Origin of the sequence: Streptomyces lichenis (assembly GCF_023218175.1) — a bacterium.
GTDB lineage: Bacteria > Actinomycetota > Actinomycetes > Streptomycetales > Streptomycetaceae > Streptomyces > Streptomyces lichenis.
On the sequence record NZ_JALPTH010000002.1, the window covers coordinates 375,591 to 395,229 of the forward strand.

Annotated in this window: 18 protein-coding genes, 4 tRNA genes and 2 pseudogenes; 14 read left to right on the forward strand and 10 right to left on the reverse strand. The window is 72.0% G+C overall.

What is annotated here, in order from left to right:
• Nucleotides 1–48 precede the first annotated feature (48 nt).
• The 3 genes from M1O15_RS03415 to M1O15_RS03425 all read left to right on the forward strand — a co-directional run bounded on the left by M1O15_RS03415 (nucleotide 49) and on the right by M1O15_RS03425 (nucleotide 2,654).
• Nucleotides 49–879: a DsbA family protein gene (locus M1O15_RS03415; RefSeq protein WP_248631643.1), complete on the forward strand. Its 831-nt coding sequence runs from the start codon at nucleotides 49–51 to the stop codon at nucleotides 877–879.
• Nucleotides 876–1,706, forward strand: a complete 831-nt coding sequence (locus M1O15_RS03420) for a cytochrome c biogenesis CcdA family protein (RefSeq protein WP_248631644.1) — start codon at nucleotides 876–878, stop codon at nucleotides 1,704–1,706. The genes M1O15_RS03415 and M1O15_RS03420 overlap by 4 nt, the downstream gene beginning before the upstream one ends.
• Before the next feature lie 105 nt (nucleotides 1,707–1,811).
• Entirely contained in the window at nucleotides 1,812–2,654 is an 843-nt protein-coding gene (locus tag M1O15_RS03425) for an SDR family oxidoreductase (protein WP_248631645.1), read from the forward strand.
• Between the two features lie 71 nt (nucleotides 2,655–2,725).
• On the opposite strand, the gene M1O15_RS03430 is transcribed toward M1O15_RS03425, so the two are convergent.
• From M1O15_RS03430 to M1O15_RS03445, 4 genes are all read right to left on the reverse strand, one after another.
• A tRNA-Phe gene (locus M1O15_RS03430) sits at nucleotides 2,726–2,802 on the reverse strand.
• 24 nt (nucleotides 2,803–2,826) lie between these two features.
• Nucleotides 2,827–2,901, reverse strand: a tRNA-Asp gene (locus tag M1O15_RS03435).
• Nucleotides 2,902–2,941: 40 nt separating this feature from the next.
• A tRNA-Glu gene (locus M1O15_RS03440) sits at nucleotides 2,942–3,014 on the reverse strand.
• An 80-nt stretch (nucleotides 3,015–3,094) separates the two neighbouring features.
• Nucleotides 3,095–4,747 (reverse strand): metallophosphoesterase family protein, encoded by a 1,653-nt coding sequence (locus M1O15_RS03445; protein ID WP_248631646.1) that lies wholly within the window; start codon nucleotides 4,745–4,747, stop codon nucleotides 3,095–3,097.
• Nucleotides 4,748–4,806: 59 nt separating this feature from the next.
• Here M1O15_RS03445 and M1O15_RS03450 point away from each other — a divergent pair, with 59 nt between their 5' ends.
• From M1O15_RS03450 to M1O15_RS03465, 4 genes are all read left to right on the forward strand, one after another.
• A complete protein-coding gene (locus M1O15_RS03450; protein ID WP_248631647.1) occupies nucleotides 4,807–5,157 on the forward strand; it encodes a metallopeptidase family protein in 351 nt (116 codons plus the stop codon).
• Nucleotides 5,158–5,313: 156 nt separating this feature from the next.
• Entirely contained in the window at nucleotides 5,314–5,949 is a 636-nt protein-coding gene (locus M1O15_RS03455) for a hypothetical protein (protein WP_248631648.1), read from the forward strand.
• A gap of 298 nt (nucleotides 5,950–6,247) precedes the next feature.
• Nucleotides 6,248–8,497, forward strand: a complete 2,250-nt coding sequence (locus M1O15_RS03460) for a DEAD/DEAH box helicase (RefSeq protein ID WP_248631649.1) — start codon at nucleotides 6,248–6,250, stop codon at nucleotides 8,495–8,497.
• A 207-nt stretch (nucleotides 8,498–8,704) separates the two neighbouring features.
• Nucleotides 8,705–8,777 (forward strand) — tRNA-Lys (locus M1O15_RS03465).
• A 220-nt stretch (nucleotides 8,778–8,997) separates the two neighbouring features.
• Here M1O15_RS03465 and M1O15_RS03470 read toward each other — a convergent pair.
• From M1O15_RS03470 to M1O15_RS03480, 3 genes are all read right to left on the reverse strand, one after another.
• A complete protein-coding gene (locus tag M1O15_RS03470; RefSeq protein WP_248631650.1) occupies nucleotides 8,998–9,396 on the reverse strand; it encodes a hypothetical protein in 399 nt (132 codons plus the stop codon).
• Between the two features lie 35 nt (nucleotides 9,397–9,431).
• Nucleotides 9,432–9,791: a hypothetical protein gene (locus M1O15_RS03475; RefSeq protein WP_248631651.1), complete on the reverse strand. Its 360-nt coding sequence runs from the start codon at nucleotides 9,789–9,791 to the stop codon at nucleotides 9,432–9,434.
• 204 nt (nucleotides 9,792–9,995) lie between these two features.
• Nucleotides 9,996–10,244 carry a hypothetical protein gene (locus tag M1O15_RS03480; protein ID WP_248631652.1) on the reverse strand — a complete coding sequence of 83 codons (249 nt, stop codon included), beginning with the start codon at nucleotides 10,242–10,244 and terminating at the stop codon, nucleotides 9,996–9,998.
• Here M1O15_RS03480 and mobC point away from each other — a divergent pair.
• From mobC to M1O15_RS03495, 3 genes and pseudogenes are all read left to right on the forward strand, one after another.
• A pseudogene (gene mobC, locus M1O15_RS03485) lies at nucleotides 10,152–10,663 on the forward strand (plasmid mobilization relaxosome protein MobC). The gene M1O15_RS03480 and the pseudogene mobC overlap by 93 nt on opposite strands.
• Nucleotides 10,660–12,370: pseudogene (locus tag M1O15_RS03490) on the forward strand (relaxase/mobilization nuclease domain-containing protein). Before mobC ends, M1O15_RS03490 begins: the two co-directional pseudogenes overlap by 4 nt.
• A 150-nt stretch (nucleotides 12,371–12,520) precedes the next feature.
• On the forward strand, nucleotides 12,521–13,822 hold the full coding sequence (locus M1O15_RS03495; protein ID WP_248631653.1) for a PP2C family protein-serine/threonine phosphatase: 1,302 nt from the start codon (nucleotides 12,521–12,523) through the stop codon (nucleotides 13,820–13,822).
• Nucleotides 13,823–13,881: 59 nt separating this feature from the next.
• Here M1O15_RS03495 and M1O15_RS03500 read toward each other — a convergent pair whose 3' ends face one another.
• Nucleotides 13,882–14,247 carry an STAS domain-containing protein gene (locus M1O15_RS03500; RefSeq protein ID WP_248631654.1) on the reverse strand — a complete coding sequence of 122 codons (366 nt, stop codon included), beginning with the start codon at nucleotides 14,245–14,247 and terminating at the stop codon, nucleotides 13,882–13,884.
• A gap of 177 nt (nucleotides 14,248–14,424) precedes the next feature.
• Between M1O15_RS03500 and M1O15_RS03505 the strand changes: the two genes are divergently transcribed.
• From M1O15_RS03505 to M1O15_RS03525, 4 genes are all read left to right on the forward strand, one after another.
• Complete coding sequence (locus M1O15_RS03505; protein ID WP_248631655.1) at nucleotides 14,425–14,904, forward strand: ATP-binding protein; 480 nt, start codon at nucleotides 14,425–14,427, stop codon at nucleotides 14,902–14,904.
• Nucleotides 14,905–15,148: 244 nt separating this feature from the next.
• A complete protein-coding gene (locus tag M1O15_RS03510) occupies nucleotides 15,149–15,550 on the forward strand; it encodes an ATP-binding protein (RefSeq protein ID WP_248631656.1) in 402 nt (133 codons plus the stop codon).
• Between the two features lie 591 nt (nucleotides 15,551–16,141).
• Nucleotides 16,142–17,887, forward strand: coding sequence for a SpoIIE family protein phosphatase (locus M1O15_RS03520; RefSeq protein ID WP_248631657.1), 1,746 nt, complete (start codon nucleotides 16,142–16,144; stop codon nucleotides 17,885–17,887).
• A gap of 95 nt (nucleotides 17,888–17,982) precedes the next feature.
• On the forward strand, nucleotides 17,983–18,243 hold the full coding sequence (locus M1O15_RS03525; RefSeq protein WP_248631658.1) for a hypothetical protein: 261 nt from the start codon (nucleotides 17,983–17,985) through the stop codon (nucleotides 18,241–18,243).
• A 143-nt stretch (nucleotides 18,244–18,386) separates the two neighbouring features.
• Here the strand turns inward: M1O15_RS03525 and M1O15_RS03530 are convergent, their stop codons facing one another.
• A complete protein-coding gene (locus M1O15_RS03530) occupies nucleotides 18,387–18,926 on the reverse strand; it encodes a flavoprotein (RefSeq protein WP_248631659.1) in 540 nt (179 codons plus the stop codon).
• On the reverse strand, nucleotides 18,923–19,231 hold the full coding sequence (locus M1O15_RS03535) for a hypothetical protein (protein WP_248631660.1): 309 nt from the start codon (nucleotides 19,229–19,231) through the stop codon (nucleotides 18,923–18,925). Before M1O15_RS03535 ends, M1O15_RS03530 begins: the two co-directional genes overlap by 4 nt.
• Between the last annotated feature and the right edge of the window lie 408 nt (nucleotides 19,232–19,639).

A 19,639-nucleotide genomic window follows, 5' to 3' on the forward strand; every position in this document is an offset into this window, starting at 1 on the left:
CCTTTCGTCCGTCGTGCGAGGCGCTCGCCCGTACGCCAGGAGCCCGCCATGCCCTCCTCTCCTTCCTCTCCCTCTTCCGCCCCCTCCTCCCGGCGGCCGTATCTGATCGGGGCCGGGGTCGCCGCCGCGGCCCTGCTGCTCGGCTTCGCCTCGTACACCGCCACCAAGCCCGCCGACCGCGAGGCCACCGCCGCCCCGGCCCCCTCCGCCCCCGCGCCCACCGGGTCCGCATCCGCGTCCGAGCCCGACACCGGGGCCGAGTCCGGGATCTATCCCGAACTGGAGGCGTACGCCCGGCGCGAGGCCCGTGATCCGCTCGCCGTGGGGCGCGCGGACGCGCCGGTCGTGATGATCGAGTACGCCGACTACCAGTGCGGCTACTGCGGCAAGTTCGCCCGGGACACCGAGCCGGAGCTGATCCGCCGCTATGTGGACGAGGGGGTGCTGCGTATCGAGTGGCGCAACTTCCCGATCTTCGGCGAGGACTCCGAGCGGGCCGCGCGCGCCTCCTGGGCGGCCGGCCGGCAGGGCCGCTTCCACGAGTTCCACCGGGCCGCGTACGCCAAGGGCGCCAAGGAGAAGGGCTTCTCCCCGGAGCGGGTCACCGATCTGGCCCGGGAGTCCGGCGTCCGGGACCTGGAGCGCTTCGCCCGGGACCTGGACGGCAAGGCGGCCCGTGACGCGGTGGCGGCGGACCAGCGGCAGGGCTACGAGCTGGGCGCCTCCTCCACCCCGTCCTTCCTGGTCAACGGCCGCCCCCTCGCGGGCGCCCAGCCGCTGGAGGCCTTCACCGAGGCGATCGAGGCGGCGGCCGCCAAGAAGTCCGGATCGGCGGCGACCTCCGGTCCGGCGTCCTCGGACCCGGCGGCCGGCCGATGACCGACATCGGCTATCTGGCCGCCTTCCTCGGCGGTCTGCTCGCCCTGCTCAGCCCGTGCAGCGCGCTGCTGCTCCCGGCGTTCTTCGCGTACTCCATCGACACCCGCACCCGGCTGCTCGCCCGTACCGCCGTCTTCTACGCGGGCCTGGCCACCACCCTGGTCCCGCTGGGCGCGGCCGGGTCGGCTGCCGGGCGCCTCTTCTACGGCCACCGGGAGCTGCTGGTCACCGTCGGCGGCTGGCTGATCATCGCGCTCGGCGCCGTACAACTCCTCGGCCTGGGCTTCGCCTCCCGCCGGCTGGCCGAGGCGAGCGGCCGCATCCGCCCCACCACCGCGCTCTCCGTCTACGCCCTGGGCATGGTCTACGGCCTGGCCGGCTTCTGCGCGGGTCCGATCCTCGGCAGCGTCCTGACGGTGGCCGCGCTGGGCGGCAGCCCGGTCTACGGCGGTCTGCTGCTCGCCGTCTACGCCGCCGGGATGGCCGTTCCGCTCTTCGTGCTCGCTCTGCTCTGGCAGCGCTACGACCTGGGCGGACGCCGCTGGCTGCGCGGCCGGGAGGTGCGGCTCGGACGGCTCCGGCTGCACTCCACCTCCGCCCTGTCCGGCCTCTTCTTCATCCTGCTCGGCACCCTCTTCCTGGCCTTCGACGGCGCGACCGCCCTGCCGGGCCTGCTCTCGGTGGACGACTCCTACGCGGTGGAGGAGTGGGCCTCCGCCCTCGGCGGCGCCGTCCCCGACTGGGCCCTGCTCCTCGCCGTGGTCGCGGTCGCCGCCATCACCCTCGGCGTCCGCGGCTGGCGCGGGCGCGACCGTACCCGGACGTAGCCGAGGCGGAGCGGCGTCCGGCGGTCCACACTGGCCGGGACGGTGCCCGAACGCCGGCCTTCGGGTCGGCGGGGCCGGCACAGGCTGCTTCGACCGAGGGGCCCCATGAGCAGGACATGGTTCATCACCGGTACGTCATCGGGGTTCGGGCGGCTGCTGACCGAGCAGGCGCTCGAACGCGGTGACCGGGTCGCCGCCACACTGCGCCGCCCCGAGGCCCTGGACGATCTCGTCGAGCGCTTCGGCGACCGGCTCTGGGTGGCCCGGATGGACGTCACCGACGCCGGGCGGGTCCGCGAGGTCGTGGACCGGGCCTTCCGGGAGCTCGGCACCGTGGACGTAGTGGTCAACAACGCGGGACGCGGCATCTCCGCCTCGGTGGAGGAGGCGACGGACGAGCAGATCCGCGAGATCGTGGAGACCAATCTGCTCGGTTCCATCCATGTGGTCCGAGCCGTGCTGCCCCAGCTGCGCGCCCAGGGACACGGGCGGATCGTGCAGATCTCGACCGCCGGCGGGCAGACCACCTATCCCAGCTTCGGCTACTACCACGCCGCCAAGTGGGGCGTGGAGGGCTTCTGCGAGACGGCGGCGCGGGAGATCGCGCCGTTCGGGATCGGGCTGACCATCGTGCAGCCGGGTGCGACACCGACCGGCTTCGCCGGGGCGCTGGTCACCGCACCGGAGATGCCGGAGTACGCGGTGAGCCCGGCCGGGGAGGTACGGCGCGCCCTCGCCGCCGGGGACTTCCCGCTCCCCAACGACCCCGACAAGATCGTCCGCGCGGTGCTCGACTTGGTCGACAGCGGGGAGGTGCCGCTGCGGCTGCCCCTGGGCGAGGACACCTACCACGACGTCCGCGCCTCCCTGGTGGCCCGGTTGGCCGAGCACGACGCCCACCGCGCCACTGCGCTGAGCGTCGCCCGCTCCGACCAGCCGCCCGCTTGACCGTCGGTGGGGCCATACGAGAACAGCCCCACCGAGTCTCCTCGGTGGGGCTGTCTGCCCTGATAGGGCTGTGGTGGCTGGGGCCGGGATCGAACCGGCGACCTATCGCTTTTCAGGCGATCGCTCGTACCAACTGAGCTACCCAGCCACGATGTTTCACGTGAAACATCAGCGGTCCTGACGGGATTTGAACCCGCGGCCTCCACCTTGACAGGGTGGCGAGCACTCCAAACTGCTCCACAGGACCAAGCATGTGCGCGAAAACAAGTCTCGCACATGGTGATGCGTGCCCCCAACGGGATTCGAACCCGTGCTACCGCCTTGAAAGGGCGGCGTCCTGGGCCACTAGACGATGAGGGCTAAGGGCCCGCCTGGGCGCTTCGCAGCGCGTCGGGGACGTGAGAAGCATAGGCGATGGGGCGGCCGGTCGGCAAAACGGTTCAGGGAGACGGCGAGGAGGCCGGAGGAGCGGAGGAGACGGAGGACAAGGGGGACGGGGTCGGCCGGATCGGGGCGCCCGGGGGGACGGTGTCCGGGGCCGCGGCGGAGGGGCCCGCGGGGATGGCGGGCGGGCTCGGCGGCGGTTGGGTGCCGCCCGGCTGGTTGTCCTCCGGCAGATGGCGGCTGACCTCGGCGGTGGTCAGGCCCAGCCCGCCCAGGGTGATCTCGTCCCAGGCCTGGAGGTGGTGGCTGTCCCGGTCCAGGTAGAGCACCGAGGCGCGCACCTGCTCCGGCTTCTCGTTCTGCACCGCGCGCAGCCCGCCGCCGCCCGCCGAGCCCTCGATCTTCAGCCGGGTGCCGCCCGGCAGCACCTCGGTGTGGCGCCGGTGCACATGCCCGGCCAGCACCAGCGGCACCTGCCCGTCGGTCTCCCGCGCGGCCACCGGGTTGTGGGCGACCGCGATGTCCACCGGGGTGCCCGCCTCGCGCTGGGCCCGCAGCGCCCCGGCCAGCCGGGCGCCCGCCACCCGCTCCTCGTCGTCGCCGGCCGCCACCACCGAGCGGTCCGGGGTGAACTGCGGGTCCCCGATGCCGGCGATCCGCAGCCCGCCGACCGACACCGCCCGGCCCCCGTCCAGCACGTGGACGTCGCCCTTCAGCTGCTCCAGATACCGCTGGGTGGCCGCCGAGTCGTGGTTGCCGCGCACCCAGACGTACGGGGCGCCCAGGTCGGCCGCCGGGTCCAGGAAGCCGTTCTCCGCCGCCGTACCGTGGTCCATGGTGTCGCCGGAGTCGATGATCACGTCGATCTTGTACTGCTCCACCAGCGAGCGGATGATCTCCCAGGCCGCCGGGTTGAGATGGATATCGGAGACCTGGAGCACCCGCATGGTCCCCGGGTCCGGCTGGTACGTCGGCAGCGTGGAGGCCGCGTCGTACAGCTTGGTCACATTGGTGACCAGGGTCGCCAGCTCCTTCTGGTAGACGTCGAACTCACTCACGATGGAGCGGGCGTTGCCCACCACCGACGGCGCCGAGCTGAGCAGCCCCGAGAAGCGCGGCTCCAGTACCGACTTCGGGTTCCATGTCGCGTACGCCGTACCGCCGGCCGCGCCCAGCAGCACCAGTGCCAGCCCGCCCGCCGCCAGCGCCCGGCGCGGCCGCCGGTAGACCACCAGGCCCAGCGCGGTGGCGCCGGAGACCACCGCCACGATCGACCGCACCGCCAGCTCCCGGGTCCCGCTGGTGACATCCCGGGTGATCTCGTCCTGGAGGCCGCTGATCCGCTCCGGATGGGAGACCAGGGCCTGCGCCCGGACGGGGTCGAGCTGGTCCACGTCCACGTCCAGCCGCAGCGGCGCGGTGTGCGAGTCCAGCTCCAGCGCGCCCAGCGGCGAGACGTTGATCCTCGTCCCGCCGGACGCCGACGGGCGCAGCGTCATGCTGGTGTCCATCGGCCCCACCGGCGCCCGCACACTGCCCACCACCAGCAGCCCGAGCCAGGCGCCGAGCAGCACCACCGCCACCAGTCCGAGGGCTCGTGCATACGGGTGAGGGGCGTGGACCAGCGTGGACACGGGTTCGGTGCGCCGCGACCGGTAGTGCCGCAGGGCGCGGTGGTACGAGGCACTCGGGGACGGGGGTCGGGCCATGGGCGGCGTATGCCCAGGCGCTCCGACCGCCATGCGGGGCCATCCGGGACAATGGCGGCGTGCTGGAGATGACGCGTGAGGAGTTCGAGGAACTGGTCGCCGAGGCGCTGGACCGCATCCCGCCGGAGCTCACCCGCCTGATGGACAACGTCGCCGTGTTCGTGGAGGACGAGCCGGCCCCGGACGACCCCGATCTGCTGGGCCTGTACGAGGGGACCCCGCTGACCGACCGGGGCGAGTGGTACGCCGGCGTGCTGCCGGACCGGATCACCATCTACCGGGGACCCGTGCTGCGCATGTGCGACTCCCGGGAGGACGTGGTCGCCGAGACGGAGGTCACGGTGGTGCACGAGATCGCCCACCACTTCGGTATCGACGACGCCCGCCTGCACGAACTCGGCTACGGCTGACCGGCGTACGGGGCTCCGCCCGTACGCCGAGGCGAGCCGTACGGGACCGGTGGCGGTCCGCCGGTCCCGCGCCGGGCGTGTCCTTGGCGGGGCTCGGGAGTTGGGCAGGGTGCACACCCCTGTCCCCGCCCCCCGCCCCCGCCTGGAGGAGCCCTCGTGCGCCAACTGTCCGCCACCGTCCGATGGGCCGTCACCGCTGTGGCGGTCGCGGCCTCCGCAGGCTCCCTCAGCGGCTGCATGAGCGTGACCGACGAGAGCGCGCGCCCCGCGCCCGCCCGCTCGGCCGGGCCGTCGGGGGCCGCGGAGGCCGTGCCGGACGGCGGACCGGACGCCCCGGTCGGCGGGCACCAGGTGCGCACCGGCCACCGCCCGGACGGCGCTCCGGACCTGAAGGAGGCGGGCGGGGAGGCCTCCCGCGAGCCCGCCCGCGCCGCCGACGGGCCGCCCGGGCGCGCCCCGGCGAAGGACGACGCCCGGCCCGGGGCGCGCCCCGCCGCCCCCCAGCCGAAGCCCTCGCCGACCCGTGGCGGCGGCGACAGCGGCGGCGGTACGGGCGGCGGCGACACCGGCGGCCCCGGGGTACCCACTCCGCAGCCGACCGCCCCGGAGACCACGCCTCCCCCGGAGCCGGAGCCCACCCCCACCCCGACGACCGAGCCGGAGCCCACCCCGACCGACACGCCGTCCCCCTCCCCGGACGCCGAGGGCAGCCGGACCCGCGCCCTGGACGCCCCCGAGGCGCTGCTGTTCGCCGACGAACCGGATGCGTCCCCGCAGGTCTCACCGGCGTGAGCTTGACCACAGTGGCGCGGTGGGCGACCGGCCTACCCCGTCTGAGCTGGCGTGATGGCCTCCGGCCGGGGCGCGGCCGCAGTGCACCGGTTTGCGTCGGGCGGGGGAGGGTGCGTATGGTGGTAGATCGTTTGATCCCATGTTCCCCTTTGCCCGGCGCCGTCACCGAGAGCGCCGCGTGTGGCGCGTACTCTCCCTTGCCGTGGCTGACCGCATCGAGGCGGTCGTTAATCGCGAAGCAGCGAAAACACGGAGTTGACGGGCGCGTGCCGAGACTCCGGAAGGTTTCGCATTTCGCATGTCCATTTCCCGAACTGACCACGTCGTCGTGCCCGAGAACGAGCAGGCCGCCGCGCAGACCGTCGAGGCCGTAGTCGCCTCCGAGGCCGCGGCCCCCGTCTCCGAGACCGCCGTCTCCGACGAGACCGACGCCGTGGACGCCTCCGTCGCCACCGCCGAGGCCGATGAGGCCCCGGCCGAGCCGGAGACCACCTTCGCCGACCTCGGTCTGCCCGAGGGCGTCGTCCGCAAGCTCGCGCAGAACGGCGTGACCACCCCCTTCCCGATCCAGGCCGCGACCATCCCGGACGCCCTGGCCGGCAAGGACATCCTGGGCCGCGGCCGCACCGGCTCCGGCAAGACCCTCTCCTTCGGCCTGCCGCTGCTCGCCACCCTGGCCGGCGGCCACACCGAGAAGAAGAAGCCGCGCGGCGTCATCCTCACCCCCACCCGTGAGCTGGCCATGCAGGTCGCGGACGCCCTCCAGCCGTACGGCGACGTGCTCGGCCTGAAGATGAAGGTCGTCTGCGGCGGTACGTCGATGGGCAACCAGATCTACGCCCTGGAGCGCGGCGTCGACATCCTGGTCGCCACCCCGGGCCGGCTGCGGGACGTCATCAACCGCGGCGCCTGCTCGCTGGAGGCGGTCCAGGTCGCCGTCCTCGACGAGGCCGACCAGATGGCCGACCTGGGCTTCCTGCCCGAGGTCACCGAGCTGCTGGACCAGGTCCCGACGGGTGGTCAGCGCCTGCTGTTCTCCGCCACGCTGGAGAACGAGATCGACACCCTGGTCAAGCGGTACCTGGTCGACCCGGTGACCCACGAGGTGGACCCGTCCGCCGGCGCGGTCACCACCATGACCCACCACGTCCTGGTCGTGAAGCCGAAGGACAAGGCCCCGGTCACCGCCGCCATCGCCGCCCGCAAGGGCCGCACCATCATCTTCGTCCGCACCCAGCTGGGCGCCGACCGCATCGCGGAGCAGCTGCGCGACGCGGGTGTGAAGGCCGACGCGCTGCACGGCGGCATGACCCAGGGCGCCCGGACCCGGACCCTGGCCGACTTCAAGGACGGCTACGTCAACGCGCTGGTCGCCACCGACGTCGCCGCCCGCGGTATCCACGTCGACGGCATCGACCTGGTGCTGAACGTCGACCCGGCCGGCGACCACAAGGACTACCTGCACCGCTCGGGCCGTACCGCCCGCGCCGGCCGCTCCGGTGTCGTGGTCTCCCTGGCCCTGCCGCACCAGCGCCGCCAGATCTTCCGCCTGATGGAGGACGCGGGCGTGGACGCCTCGCGCCACATCGTGGGCGGCGCCGGGGCGTTCGACCCCGAGGTGGCCGAGATCACCGGCGCCCGGTCGCTGACCGAGGTGCAGGCCGACTCCGCGAGCAACGCGGCCAAGCAGGCCGAGCGCGAGGTCGCCGACCTCACCCGTGAGCTGGAGCGCCTCCAGCGCCGGGCCGGCGAGCTCCGCGAGGAGGCCGACCGCCTGGTGGCCCGTGCCGCCCGCGAGCGCGGCGAGGACCCGGAGGCCGCCGTCGCCGAGGTGGCCGAGGCCGCCGAGGCCGACCTGCGCGCCGAGGCCAAGGCCGAGGAGGCCGCCGCGGTCTCCCTGCCCGAGCAGCAGTCCCGCGACAACCGCCCCGCCCGCCGGGACGACCGCGGCAACTTCGAGCGCCGCGACCGCGACGACCGTCCGTTCAACCGCGACCGTGACGAGCGTCCGGGCTTCCGCCGGGACCGGGACGACCGCCCGTCCTTCCGCCGGGACGACCGCGGCGACCGCCCGTTCAACCGCGACCGTCGTGACGACCGTGGCGGCGACCGCCCCGGCTTCCGCCGCGACGACCGGAACGACCGTCCGTTCAACCGCGACCGCGACGAGCGTCCGGGCTTCCGCCGGGACCGGGACGACCGTCCCTCCTTCCGCCGGGACGACCGCGGCGACCGCCCGTTCAACCGCGACCGCCAGGGCGACCGTCCGGGCTTCCGCCGCGACGACCGCAACGACCGCGGTGACCGCCCCTTCAACCGGGACCGCCGGGACGACCGTGGCGACCGCCCGTTCAACCGCGACCGCCGCCCGGCCGGCGACCGTCCGTTCAACCGCGACCGCCAGGGCGACCGCCCGGCCGGCGGCGGCTTCCGCTCCGGTGGCCACGAGCGCCCCTACGGCCGCCGTGACGACCACCGCGGCGGCTCGGCCTCCGGCTCCTCCTTCGGCCGCCGCGACGACAAGCCCCGCTGGAAGCGCAACGGCTGACACCCGGTGAGCCGCCGGACCGGCCCCGCCCCGGCCCGGCGCCACTGACGACAGGGCCCGCCCCCACCCCGGGGCGGGCCCTGTCGCCTCGTCAGCACCCGCTCCTCACCCGTCGCACCCCCCACCAGGCCGCCACATGATCCGTTCACCCGATACCCGATCGGCTGCCGGACACCTTGGGGCTATGCTCAGGGGTGGCACTCCCGAGGGCCGTTAGCTCAATTGGCAGAGCAGCGGACTTTTAATCCGTTGGTTGTGGGTTCGAGTCCCACACGGCCTACCGACAGCAGGGCAGGGGAAACCCCCTGACCTGCGGTGGAGCGCCCCGACCGGTTTCGACCGGGCGGGGCGCTTCGTCGTTCGGGGGCGGGTGCGTGAGCGATGCGTGAGCGGACGATGGGAGCCTTACGTGTCTGGGCTGGACAGGTCGGGTTGAGACACCCCCGTACCGCCGGGGTGGTCACTGTCGGTGCAACCGCTCCTCAATTGCGTCGACCGCCTCATGAAGATGGCGGAAGACCTGCGTGCTGCTCGCCATGCGCCTCAGGCCGTGCGACAGGTGCTCGCGCCATGTCGGTGCAGTCGTTGATACGCCATGTGGTGCCCCTGTTCAGGTGCCGGGTGTGGAACACCTCGCGGAACAGACCGAGCGACGGGAGCGACCCAATGTCCTTTGCGGCGTTTTTCGTCATCCACGTGCCGAACCGTTCGAGCGGCATTTGCAGGGCGTGCGCGACCTGCGCGATCTCCCCGCCTATGTCGCACAGGAGGAAGGCGTCGATCGACTTTCGCTTCTGCTGCGTATCCCGAGACTCTCCATCGAGCCAATCGCTGAAGTGCTGGTTGTAAGCGACCCAGTTTCCCTCGGGCCCTGAGCCCACCCTTTCTGCGTCCAGCATCGTGTCAATGGAGACCGATGCATTGGTGATCGCTGCTAGTGCCAGAGCGTGCTCGGGGGGCAGTCCTGCTGGAGGTGTGTGTCCCTCGTACCCCCGGGCTGCGGAGTAGAGAGAATCAGGCGCGAGGTGAACACCGCAGATACCTTCTGCGTGTCTGCGGTGCCAGCGTCCCGGAGCAGCGCACGGCGAATCTCTTGACGTCTGACCTCAAGAGCGTCGCGCATCTGCCAGCCGCGACTCTGCTGGAGGATGGTCAGAGCAAGCTTGTAGCGCTTCTCGTTGCTGAACCGCTTCCCCGTCTCTGCGTAGTGACCGGCTGATGCCGGCAGGACGATGCGCCTCTCACTCACCAGCTGTTCGAAGTATATCGAGTCGCCGTACGCGGTCTCCGCCACGACGACATTGAATTCCCCGGAGAAATGCAACCTTGCCAAGGTGCTGGTCTCTTCAAATGATGACCTTCGGAAGGGGAAGCGTGCTTCCTTGCCGTCGGACCGAGTGAAGAAGAAAGTATCAGTTCCCCTGTCTAGCGTGAGCCGAACGATCCGCTCTGTACTTTGATCGCGCATAGGGAGATCCTTTGCTCGTTAGCCACTCGCTCAGGAAACCAGGTCGAACTGCTTGAGCCAGTCCGGATCGGCATCGCCGACCGTTGCCACCAGGCCGCCGCACAGCAGCACCATGTACAGGGTGAAGGCGATCGGGTCGCCGTAGTGCTCCACCGCCTCGCCGAGGGCGAGATCGGGCGCGTCCGGGTGGCCGATGAACCCCGCTGCTTGGAGGAGGTCGTCGTACCCACCGCTGCCGCCGTGCCGCTGCCGCGTGCCGCCGAAGCCGCCGCACTCCACCGGTCGCCCGACGTCGCAAGCCCGTCTCCAGCGGCCAGCGCAAGCAGCGAGTCGACGCTCGGTACAACGATCAGGAGAAGGCGGACATCCTCCGCATGGCCCGCTCGCTGAACATCGCCGGCGCCCACTACGTCGGCGCCGTCGTCATGGCGCACGTCCACGGCGACCTCGCCCTGCCCGGCCAGCGCACCTCCCTGGACGACTACATCGACGAGCTGACCGCCCTCCGCAGTGAGGTGGCGAAGATCGGCAACAACGTCAACCAGGTGGCCCGGAAGCTCAACTCCGGCGGCTGTCCACACCCTGGGGATACCGCCGTACTGGTCCAGGCCGAGCAGACCCTGGACACCGTCGGCGCCACCGTTCGCCGCATCGCGGCAGCCGCGAACCAGGCCGTCGCCGGGAAGGCGACCGGGTGATCGCGAAAATCAGCAGTGGCAAGGACACCGCCGGACTGATCCGCTACCTGTTCGACACGAAGAGGGCCAAGGACCACACCGGCCCGCATCTGGTCGCCTCCTGGGACGACTTCGCCCCCGACCCCGGCCGCGCCGACGACGTCGACGCCACCCGCAAGCTCCTTGTGGCCGACCTCGACCTGCACGTCAAGCAGGCCCGGCGGCTCGGGCGCGCCCCCGACAAGCACGTGTGGCACTGCTCGATCCGCGCCGCCGCAACCGACCGCCACCTCGGTGACGACGACTGGGCGGACATCGCACGCCGAATCGTCACGGTCACCGGCATCGCACCGGACGGCGACCCGGACGGCTGCCGCTGGGTCACCGTCCGCCACGCCCCCGACCACATCCACATCGCCGCCACCAAGGTCCGCCCCGACCTGCGTACCGCACGGCACTGGAACGACTACCTCACCGCCGACCGCGAGCCGGCCGCCATCGAGAAGGAGTACGGCCTGTTCCAGGTCGTTCGCGGAGACCGCACGCCGCCAAGCGCCCCACCCGGGCCGAACAGGAGAAGGCCCACCGCCAGGGCCGTGACAAGACGGCCCGCGAACGCCTGCGTACCGTCGTGCGCACCGCCGTGGCCGCCGCCAGCAGCATGGAGGAGTTCCTCCACCTGCTGCACCGCACCGACGGCGTGCTCGTCGAGGTGGTGCACTTCCCCTCCGGCGACGTGCGCGGCTACAAGGTCGCCAGCGAGGACACCACGACCGCGAGCGGTACCCCCGTCTGGTTCTCCGGCTCCCGACTCGGGCCCGACCTCTCCCTGCCCAAGATCAAGGAGCGCCTGGAAGCCACCAGCCCGCAGACCACCGGACCGGGCCAGCGCAGGCCCTCTCCCCGGAACCAGACGATCGCCGCTGCCGAGCGCATCCCCCACCACCTCGACCAGACCGACGACCGCGCCGCCCAAGCCCACCTCGCCGCGGTCGGCGAAGCCCTCGACGTCCTCCCCTTCCTCGCACCATCGGCCCTCCAGCCCGAGCTGCGGAACGCTGCCGCCGCGTTCGAGCGCGCCACCCGTTCCCGCGTCCGGGCTGAGCAGCACCACGCCCGCACCCTGCGGGGAGCCGTCCGGGCGATGCTCCGCGAGCCGACCCCTCAGGACGGCGCGGCCTTGGCGAGGTTCCTGGACACCGCGATCCTCGTCGCCGCCACCGCCCGCTGGCACCGGCTCTGCCACCACGACCAGCAGGTCGAAGCCGCCCACCGGACCCTGATCCACCTCCAGACCGCCTACGACCAGGCAGCCCCGCACCCCTGGCCGACCTCGCCCAGCGCCGACCACCTCAGTCGGCCGTGGACCAGTACGTCCGCCATGTACGTCGGGCCATACCCGAGCACGCCGATCGGATCGTCGAAGGCCCCGCCTTCGAGGCCCTCACCGCTGTACTCACCGAGGCCGAGGCAGCGGGCAACGACCCGCAGTATCTACTTCGGCAGGCGGCCGACCAGCGAGCCCTGGACGACACCCGGTCCCGCGCCAGGACCCTGGCCTGGCGGGTGCGGCGACTCAGCGCCGACCCGGCACCCGACGTTCTCGCCAAGGTGGCGCAGGCCCGGAGCACTACCCGCGCCGCCATCGCGGGACAGCCCCTCGACACCCCACCCCGCCGAGCGGCGGTCGACGCCACTGCTCGGACGCCACGGCCGCGGGGGCGCTGATCGCGACCGCGCGGACGACCTCCGGGCCCCAGGTTCGGCGCCTCGCCACGCGGCCGTGGGGGCGACTGCTGAAGGGGAAGGCGTGGCCCTCGACGAGACCGTGAGGAGGGATGGAGGCACGGTCGGCGTCAGGAGGGGAACGCGCAGGTGATGGAGAAGTTCGATGTGGATGAGGTGTTGCAGCAGGGTTTGGACCGGCTGACACTCCTGACGGAGGTGGCGACCGCGTTGTCCAGCACGCTGGACGCGGACAAGGCCATGCACCGGGTCTGCCGGATCATGGTGCCGGCGTTGGCGGACTGGTGCGCCGTCGACCTCGTCGAGACGCCTCGCGGGGTACGCAGGGTCTGTGCCACCCACCGTGAGCCGGAGATGCCGGCGGCCGGCGGTGTGGCACTCGGTGTGCTGCCCGCGGTCCCGCCGGAGGCCGGTGATCCGATGGCTCGGGTACTGCGGGGCGCCGGGCCCCTCCTGCTGACCGCCGCCGACCTCCGGGCGGGGGCCGACGGCCGCGTACCCGCCCAGCATCTGGAGCTGTTCGGCCGGCTGGACACCGCCAGCGCGATCATCGCTCCGCTGCGCGCCCGGCGCCAGGTCCTCGGCGTCCTGACCCTGGCCCGCGCCGACGACGAGGCCGCCTACACGCCGGACGACCTCGCCCTGGTGGACGACTTGGCGCACCGCATCGCGCTGTCGCTGGACAACGCCCGGCTGCACGGCGAGACCCAGCGCATCGCCGAACGCCTCCAGCGCTCCTTGCTGCCCACCCTCCCCGACCTCGGGGACGTCCAGCTCACCGCCCGCTATACCCCGTCCGTCACCACGGCCGAGGTCGGCGGCGACTGGTACGACAGCTTCACTCTGCCCAACGGCCACACCACGCTGATCATCGGCGACGTCACCGGCCACGACCTGCGCGCGGCGGTGCGCATGAGCCAGCTGCGCAACATGCTGCGCGGCATCGCCTGCGACCGCGAAGAGCCGCCCGGCCAGATTCTGCGCCGCCTGGACCTCGCCCAGCAGATCCTCTACACCAGTTCCACCGCCACCTGCATCTACGCCGTCCTGGAAACGGATGCGGACGGATCGTGGATGCTGCGCTACGCCCAGGCCGGGCACCCTCCGCCGCTGGTGATCACTCCGGAAGGCGACACCGAGTTCCTCGAAGAGGGCTGCAGCATGATGCTCGGCATCACCGACCTGTCTTCCCGACCCAGCGCCGCCACCACCCTGGTCCCCGGCAGCACCGTCCTGCTCTATACCGATGGCCTGATCGAACGCCGCGGTGAGAGCATCGACCACGGCCTGACCCGTCTGCGCCAGCACGCCGCGGCGCTCGTCCGGCAGCCGCTGGAGGAGGTGTGCGACGAACTGCTCACCGGGCTGGCCGCCGACCACACCGACGATGTCGCCCTGCTGGCCCTGCGCCTGCCTCAGCGGCCCATGACGTGATACCGAACACGCGCTCGTCAGGTGCGCGATGCGGGTCTCGGTGGATCGACGGGAGCCAGTCAGGCGGTCAGGGCTTGGTCGAGGTCGGGTCGGCAGTCGATGACAGCGTCGACCCCGACGATCTGCATGGTGCGCCGCACGGCATCGGTAAGGGCGGCCAAGCGTAGCCAGCTGCCGGCTTCGGCATGGGCGCGATGGGCCGCGATGAAGATGTTGATGCCGGTGGAGTCCATGAAGCTGACCTGCTGCAGGTCGACCACGGTGCGCTGCGCCGAGCCCTCGGGGAGGGCCAAGGCCTGCTGGAGGGGGCCGGCGGTGTGGTGGTCGATCTCTCCGGTCACGGTGAGGATCCTGATGCCGTCGTCGCCGGTCGTGGTGCGGACTGACAACCTGCCGGGTTGTGCAGCGTGCTGGGTGTCCGCCATATCTCCTTCAGCCATGCGAGCGACTCGGACGCACTACTTCCTGCCGAGCTTAGCCGCCGCCACGGGCCGCGATGACGGCCTGTTCGGGATTCGAGGCGGATAACCGGCGGAGCGTTTTCCGCACGCACAGGGGTACACGCGTAGCCGTGAAGCGGGGAGGGATGGCGGTTGCGACGGATGGCGACGGTGGATGAGGGCGAGGTGTCCCCTCGTGAGCAGAAGGACCCCCTGGCAGATCGATTCACGCTGGACGGCGGCGGCGCGTGCATCGCCGAGGCCCGCCACCTCGCCGCCGAGTTCCTGGACCTGGCGCGGTGGGAGTACGACGTGCAGGTCTCGCAACGGGCCGAGGACCTGACCCAACTGGTGGTCAGCGAACTGGTGACCAACGCCTGCAAGTACGCGCCCGGCACGGTGGCGGTGGACCTCCGGGTCGTCGGCCGCACGGTGGAGATAGCGGTGTCCGACGGAGACCCGGTACTGCCCGTGGTCCAGGGCAGCGATGCCGACCGGGTGGGACAGCATGGCTTGGAGATCGTCGCGGCGGTGGTCCAGTCCCTGGAGGCCCGGGTGGAGGCGGACGGCAAGAGCCTCATCGCCCGCATCGCACTGACGGACGAGGCGCAGGACCGCGCCGCCACACCCCGGCCCTGCTAAACACCCACCTGACACTCCCATCAGGGCTCCAGGACGTTTCACCTGAGGGAGGAACGTGCACGACGAGTGCGGTGCTGCCATCACCTGTGGCCGGTTCTGTTTCCATGGTGCAGGAGACATGCGTAATGCCCGTGGCGCATGATGGGCTTGACAGCTACCGGTGGGTGCGGGGGCGCGTACGAGGGCGGTGGCGGTGGAAGCGGGCTCGCAGACGGGTGAGGGGCCTCGTAGGGCGGGCGGGTCCATGACGGCCTCGGCGGTGTACGAGGGTGTCTCGTCCTCCATCGCGCTGGCGCGGGACTTCGCAGGCGACTTCCTCGATCGGGTGCGGACGGTGCACGGTGTGCCGGAGCGGGCGGCGTGGGTGGTGCTGCTGGTGGTCAGTGAGTTGGTGACCAATGTGTGCAAGTACGCGCCTGGACTCTGCCGGCTCGATCTGGCGGCGGACGAGGAGACGGTGACGGTGTCGGTGCGCGACAGCTCACCGGTACTGCCGGTGCCGATGGACCTGGACGCCGAGCGGGTGGGCCAGCATGGTCTGGAGATCGTGGCGGCGGTGTGCCGGGAGTTCGACGTGGTGACCGAGCCGACAGGAAAGCGCACCCGTGCCGTTGTGAGCCTTGTGGACGAAACAGCCCCGGCCTGAATCGGTGGCGGCTGAATCCGTAGCGCCTGAATCGGTCGCCCCGCTCGGAAACGGGGGCCGGGCCAGCGCTCAGGTCCCAGTCGGCCGGTAGGAGCCCGAGCGCTGAGCGGCGGCTCCGGTCAACGGTGTCGGCGGCATCGGGGACGACGACCATGCCGGCCTTCACCCCGCCGCGCAGGTACTGAAGTACCTCGGCGTTCAGGCGCTCGCCGGGCAGGCGGCCCGGACGCCGGGCGGGTATGGGGTGAGCATCTTCGCGGTCGGCCGGGTCGGCCACCTCGCGCGCTGCACACGCAGCCCGTCGGCAGCCTCGATCCGGGCCCGGACGTCGTGAGTGGACCACGGCAGTCCTGCGGATCCCGGCCCGGGATCGGTGGCGCACGCCTTACGCGATCTCACGCGGACATCGACGTCCGCCGTCGCGGTTGCTGCTCTACCCTGACAAAGGTTTTGCCGGGATCGGGGCGGGAACGAGGGCAAGTTGCGATGCGGGAAGCTGAGGCTGTCTCCGGCCGTGGTTCAGTGGCTCTGTCGCGAGCGCGGCTGGCAGCGTTGGAGCAGACAGGCTTGTCGGCTGCCGCGGATGCGGGGATGGACCGGTTCGCGCGGCTGGCGGCGAACGTGCTGGATGTGCCGGTGGCTCTGGTGGCGCTGGCCGAGAGCGACCGGCAGGTCTTCCCCGGCATGGTGGGGCTGGACGACGCGTTGTCGGTGAGCCGTGAGGCCGGGCTCGCCCACTCCCTGTGCGAGTACGTCGTGAACTCCGGTGGACCGCTGGTGGTCAGCGACGCCCGTGCCGACGATCGCACGCGCAGCGGGCCGGTGGTCGCCCAGCTGCAGGTGGCCGGCTACGCGGGCATGCCGCTGACCGACGCCGACGGCGTGGTGCTGGGCTCGGTGTCCGCGATCGACTCCCGGCCCCGCCGGTGGAGCGAGCGGGAGGTGGAGGCGCTGGCGGACCTCGCCGCGGCGTGCAGCGCGGAGCTGCGGCTGCGGATCGTCTCCCGCCAGGCCGAGCAGGCCCGCGCCGAGACCGCCGCCCTGCTGGCCCGCTCCGAGCTGGTCCTGCGCGCCGCGGAGGTGCTGGCGGCCACCACCGGGGTGGAGGAGGTCCGCCGCCGGGTCGGTGAGCTGATCACCAGTGACCTCAAGCCCGCCTATGTCGGCTTCAGCCTCGAACCCGCACTCTCCCCAAGCCTGACCGGCGCCCGGGGGCTCCGCCGTGCGGGGCAGTCCCGGGAGGTGGAGCCGGGCGACGGCCCCTGGCCCACGGCGCGAGCGGCGCGGGAGAGGCGCATGGTGGTGGTGGACGGCGCCGAGGAGATGCGGGCTTCCTACGGCCCGGCGGCGGCCGCCCGCTGGGACGAACTGGGCTTCGCCTCGATGGTGTGCCTGCCGATGAACGGCACCCGTCAGACCCTCGGAGCGCTGGCCGTCGCCTGGGACAGCCCGCACGCACCGGGTCTGGGGGAGCGCGCGGTCCTCTCGGCCGTCAGCGGCTACGCCGCCCAAGCCCTGGAGCGCGCCCTCTTCCTGGACGAACGCATCAACGTGGCCAAGCAATTGCAAGAGGCCATGCTCACCGATCTGCCCACCGTCGACGGCTTGGAGATCGCCGCCCTGTACCGCCCCGCGGCGGAACAGGACATGGTCGGCGGCGACTGGTACGACGCCTACGTGCTCGACCGCGGTGCCGGACCGGGCGGTGACGGCGCGGCCCTGGCGGTGACCATCGGCGACATCACCGGTCACGACATGCGCGCGGCCACCTTGATGGGCCAGGCCCGCAGCATGCTCCGCCAAGCCGACCACGACCACCCCCATGGCGGCCCGGTCACCGCCGTCACCGCCCTGGAGAGCGCCAACACCTCCCTGGGCACCGAGCTGTCCGGCACCCTCGTCCACGCCCACCTCGCCCCCGCCGAAGAGGGCTGGAACCTCACCTGGACCAACGCAGGTCACCCTGCCCCACTCCTGGCCCGCCCCGACCAGACCTGCCACCACCTCGACGGCCACAACCTCTTGCTCCACCCCGGCCTGAGCCGCCCACGCACCCAGCAGCGTCTGCACCTGCCCCTCGGCGCCACCCTCCTGCTCTACACCGACGGCCTCGTCGAACGCCCCGGCAACGACATCGGCGCCGGCATCCGCCACGCCTGCACCCTCCTCCACGACGGCGCCGACATGCCACTGGACGACCTCCTACGCCACATCGCCGACCGCGTCGCCGGAGCCGCACCCGGAGACGACGTCGCCCTGCTCGCCCTCCGCGTCACCGCGCCGCCACCGGCCTCCGCAGACGGGCTCGGAGCGGGGCGCTCGATTCACGGGACGTAGGCGGGGAACACGGGGAAAGGTACCCAGCCGGGTGGCTCACCGCCGATGTCGCATCCGTGCGACGCCTCGAAAGAGGTGGCCTCCCGGGAGAGGAGATGGCGATGAAGGGCGGCTCGACGACACAGCCGACGGCCGGGGACGTGTCCCTGGTCCACGACCCTGCGGCCGATGTACCCGTCGCGGCCGGGCGACCGGACTCGGTGATCTTTCACCTCGGCGACGAACGACACATCGAAGCCTGGTACGACCAGGGCGAGGAAGTGCTGAAGTTCTCCGCGCGAGGGAGCGGCACCGTCGCGGTGCTCGCCGCGGACGAGAGCCCCTTCCTCGCCCTGACCGTCCTGTCCCGCCTCTGAACGCAGTGCTCGCATGTGGTATCCGAGATGTCGATGCGGGTGCCGGTCGGCAGCTCGTCCAGGGCGAGGCCGCCGGGCGAATCAGGAGCCGTCGCGCACACCATCACGGGCGACGGTGAGTCGTCGACACCTCCGCGCCGATATCACCTCCGGGCCATAGCTGCTCGTACCGCGGCCAGTCCCTGCTCCCAGGGGAAGTTCTCGGAGTCTCCCTGCTTGGGGCCATGCGGTTCGTCCGGTCCGAAGACCACGCGGACGCCTTGGCGGCTCAGGGTGTCCACGGCTTGGGGGACGGCGGGTTGGGCGCCGAGCGCGGTCGACCAGAACGGCATCGCCGCGACGGGCACGCCCAGGTGGACGGCCTCCGGCGGGATTCCGAGCGCCACCGTGTCGGTGATCCCCGCCGCCCACCTGCACGCGCTGGTCGTCGTCAGCGGGGCGATCAGCATCGCGTCCGCCTTCGGCAGACCGCCGGACTCTCCGGGGAGGGTGTACCGGTGCCGCACAGGGTGCCCGGTCAGCTCTTCCAGCATGCTGAGGCGGTCCCTCCACCAGGTCGCCGCCGTGGGGGTCAGGATGAGGCAGGTGTCCCAACCGTCTGCCTGTGCGGCGCGCACGCCGGTGTCGATGTACTGGGTAGGCCCGGCGGCGGTGGCGATCAGGTAGAGCACGGGAGCGGTCATGCGGGGAGTCCACAGCGGCTGGCCAGGCCAGTCAACTGCTGCCCGGGGGACGGCACCAGTTCCATCAGATCAACGACCAACCCGACGACTGATGGTCGCCGCACCTCCTCCGGAGCGAGTTCTTCGGCGGTGGGAAGATCCCGCACCGCGCCGTCCCGTCGTCGGGTCAAGGCTTTCGCGCGTGCCGTCGTGACCAGGTGCCGGGCCTGACGTTCCCGGCTGAGTGCGGCGACGGCGCCCGGGGTGATGCTCTCGGCGCTCTCCAGGGCCGACCAGGCGTCGTCCAACCTCAGCAGGACGTCCACTTCGTGCAAGGCGACGTTGGCGTCACCGAAGAAGGTCAGTACGATGTCGTGGCTGCCCTGCCGGGTGGCGATCTCGCCGGCCGCGGTGAGCTGTTCGGTGGCGGTGGTGACCGACTGTCGGAACCGGCCGCCGCCGGTCGCCGGTGCTCAGTCCCGCAGTGCCGCCGGACTCCAGATCCGGTCGGAGAGCAGCCACGGTGGTGAGGGCGTACTCGGTCGCAACGGTATGCCGCTGCTGGTGCATCAGACCGCGAGCGACCCGCCGAGCCGCTGAGCCGATGACGACGGGGTCCCCGGACTGTTCGGCGGCGGCAAGGGCACGATCAGCGGCGAGCACCGCCGGGGTACGGGTTTGGGCCCCGTACTTGAACAGCAGGCTAGCGGTGAGCTGGTAAGTGCGCGAGAGGA